2 protein-coding genes are annotated in these 3463 nt (G+C 73.8%); both read left to right on the top strand.

The window, feature by feature from the left end; all coding sequences use genetic code 11:
• On the top strand, positions 1–2243 hold a 2243-nt coding region (locus G6R24_RS19495), incomplete at its 5' end, for an SDR family NAD(P)-dependent oxidoreductase (RefSeq protein WP_163550622.1).
• A gap of 449 nt (positions 2244–2692) precedes the next feature.
• On the top strand, positions 2693–3463 hold a 771-nt coding region (uppS, locus tag G6R24_RS19490), incomplete at its 3' end, for a polyprenyl diphosphate synthase (protein ID WP_163550621.1).

Genomic DNA, 3463 nt, shown 5'->3' with positions numbered 1-3463 from the left:
TCACCGGCGGGACGGGGACTGTCGGTGCGCACGTCGCCCGGGCGCTCGCCCGCGGCGGGGTGCGACGGCTGGTGCTGGCGAGTCGGCGCGGGCCGGCGAGTCCGGGGGCGGGGGAGCTGATCCGCGAGCTTGACGCGCTCGGTGCCCGGGCCAGCGCGCAGGCCTGCGACGTCGGCGACGAGTCGGCGCTGGCGGCCCTGCTGCGCCGGCAGGTGGACGCCGGTGAGCCGGTGACCGCGGTCGTGCACGCCGCTGGTGTCGCCGGAGCGTTCCGTCCCCTGCTTGAGCTCACCCTCGGCGAGGTCGCGGAGGTCGTCGCCGGGAAGGTCGCGGGTGCGAGCGCCCTCGTCCGGCTGCTCCCGACACCGGACGGTGACAGCATCACCGAGATCGCGTTGGTGTCCTCGATCGCGGCGGTGTGGGGCAGCGGCAACCAGGCCGCCTACAGCGCGGCCAACGCCTACCTGGACGCCCTGGCCGGACGCGCCGACACCGGCCGCTGCCGGATCACCGCGCTCGCCTACGGCCCCTGGGACGGCGACGGTCTGGCCGCCACACCCGCCCTACGCGAGTTCCTAACCCGTCGAGGCCTGCGTCCCCTCGACCCTGCCCAGGCCGCGGCCATCCTCGCCGGGTCGCTCGGTGCCGGGTCGTTCGGTGCCGCGTCCCTTGGCGCGGGGCATCCCAGCCATCCGGTCGCCGCCGGGGCGCGTACCAGGACCATCGTCGACGTCGACTGGGACCGCTTCCTCCCGTCGATCACCGCGGCCCGCGACAACCGTTTCTTCACCGCGCTGTCGCACCCCGACCCGTCCGTGGCGCCGGGGGCGGGCGGTTCCGCGGAACACCTCGGGATCGCGGCGCGCACCTCGGGCGGTTCCGCGCGGCATCCGGGGGACGGGGTGACCGCGTCGGACGGTTCCGCGGAACATCCGGGGGCCGCGTCGGTCGCGGGGGAGCCGTCCCGGTGGGGGCTGGTCGAGCTGGTGGAGATGGTGCGCGCGCAGGCGGCGGACGTCCTGGGGTACGAGTCGGCGCAGGAGGTGGAGCTCTCGCGTCGCTTCCTCGAGCTCGGCTTCGACTCGCTGGCCTCGGTGGAGCTGCGACGCAGGCTGGTCGCCGCGACCGGGCTCGGGTTCGGAACCCAGGCCGTGTTCGAACATCCCACCGTCACCGAACTCGCCGCTCATCTCGCCGGCCTCGCCGCCGCCGCCCCGGCCACCGTGCGTCCGGCCGCCGTGCCTTCGGCCACCACGAGTCCGGCGGCCGTGCCTTCGGCCACCACGCGTTCGGCGGCCGTGCCCTCGCAGCTCGCTCGTCCGGCGTTGGCCCACCCGGTGGCGGGCGGCGAGGCGGTGGGGGTGCGGGGGGTGTACCGGCAGGCGTGCGCGGAGGGGAAGTTCGCGGCGGGAGTGGGGGTGCTGCGGGCGGCGGCGAAGCTGCGCGCGGTGTGCACGTCCGTGGAGGGATTCGGGGCGCCGGGACGGCCGGTGCGGCTGGCGTCGGGGCCGGCACCGTTCGCGCTGGTCTGCCTGCCGTCCATGGTGGCGCCGTCCGGGCCGCACACCTTCGCTCGCCTCGCCCTGCACCTGCACGGACGCCGCGACGTCCACGCGCTGGCGCATCCCGGTTTCGGCGGCGGTGAACCGCTGCCGGCGACCGCCGACCTCGTCATCGCCCGGCACGTCGACACGATCACGCGGGCGTTCGCGGGGCGTCCGATCGTGCTGGCCGGCTACTCCTCCGGTGGCTGGCTCGCGCACGCGATCGCGTCCGTCCTCCAGGATCGCGGGATGCCCCCGGCGGCCGTCGTGCTGCTCGACACCTGGCTGCCCACCGACCGCATCCCCGAACACGACATCCAGGAGGAGCTGCGCGGCATCGCCGTCAACGAGCAGGCCTACGCGCTGATGACCGAGGCGCAGGTCACCGCGCAGGGCGCCTACCTGGACCTGTTCGAGAACTGGCGGCCCCGCGCCGTCGCCGCACCGGTCATGCTCGTGCGGGCCCGCGTCCGCCCGCGGCGCGGCGGCCATCCCACCACCGTCGCCGAGGACGTCACCGGCATCGGCCAGGCCTGGACGTCCGAGTGGACCCTCGAACACGACAGTTTCGACGTGGCCGGCGACCACCAGTCGATGATGCACGAGCATTCCGCCGCCACCGCCCACGACCTGCACCGCTGGCTGAGTGGCGTCGAGGGACGACAACCAGCGCATGCGGCGGGTCCGCCGACGCCCTGACGGATGCACCGACGGCGTCCTCGTCCGCCGGCACGAACCGCGGAAGCGCGTGCGTGCCGAGGGTTGTTCCGGGAATTCGGCCTCGATTCTCCAAACAGTCCTCGGCATGCGGCCTCATAACCCTCGGCAGCTGGGCGCGGCCGGGCGTGTCGGCCGCGCCAAAGGGGCAGAAGTGGCCAGATCTGGCGGGGAAGGGCGTCGGCCGCCACGTGTCGACAACTCCGCGTTCCGGTCTGGTGACCGTGTGGCCTGGGGGGTGGTCCGACGGGGGAGGGCTGCTGGCGGTGACGGTGGCGGCGGGGCAGCGGGGTATCGTCACCCATCCCCGTCATGTCCTGGCCGGGGTCAGGTCCTGGCCAAGGTCGGGCCGTGCAGCTGCCGGAGTGTGGGTCGGGCGGCGGGTGCGGGGCTCGCGGCGTCCATGCAGGCTCGCGGCGGAAGGTTCCACCATGGCTTTCGGCGGCCCCCTTTATGCGTTCTACACCCGGCGGCTGCGTCGGCAGGTGATGGACGGGCCGCTGCCCGCCCACGTCGGCCTGGTCATGGACGGTAACCGGCGGTGGGCCCGGGAGATGGGGATGGCGAACCCCAGCCTCGGGCATCGTTACGGCGCCGAACATGCCGAGGATGTGCTGTCCTGGTGCGAGGCGGTCGGTATCCGCCACGTCACGGTGTTCGTCTGCTCGACGGAGAACCTGCAGAGCCGGGGGGACGCCGAGGTCGCCTACCTGATGAGCGTGATCGAGCAGGTGGTGTCCGACCGGCTGGCACGTCCGGACGCACGGTGGCGGGTGCACCTGGCCGGCATGCTCGACGTGCTGCCCGACTCGACCGCGCGGGTGCTCAAGAACGCGGTCGAGACCACCCGCACCTGCACGACCGGCTTCCATGTGACGCTCGCCGTCGGGTACGGGGGGCGCCAGGAGGTCATCGAGGCGATTCGGGAGCACCTGTACGAGCGGGCCGAGGCCGGCGACTCGCTGGCGGACGTGGCCGCGGCCCTGACCGGGGACGACATCGCCCGCAACCTGTACACGGCCGGGCAGCCGGACCCGGACCTGGTGATCCGGACGTCCGGCGAGCAGCGCATGTCGAACTTCCTGCTGTGGCAGAGCGCCTACTCCGAGCTGTACTTCTGCGAGGCCTACTGGCCGGCGTTCCGCGAGATCGACTTCCTTCGGGCACTGCGCAGCTTCGCCGCCCGGGAACGCCGCCACGGC

The sequence above is a fragment of the Candidatus Frankia nodulisporulans genome (genome assembly GCF_902806475.1).
GTDB classification, from domain to species: Bacteria; Actinomycetota; Actinomycetes; order Frankiales; family Frankiaceae; genus Frankia; species Frankia umida.
Note: the sequence above shows the minus strand (reverse complement) of the source record. Positions and strands in the feature narration are given on the sequence as shown.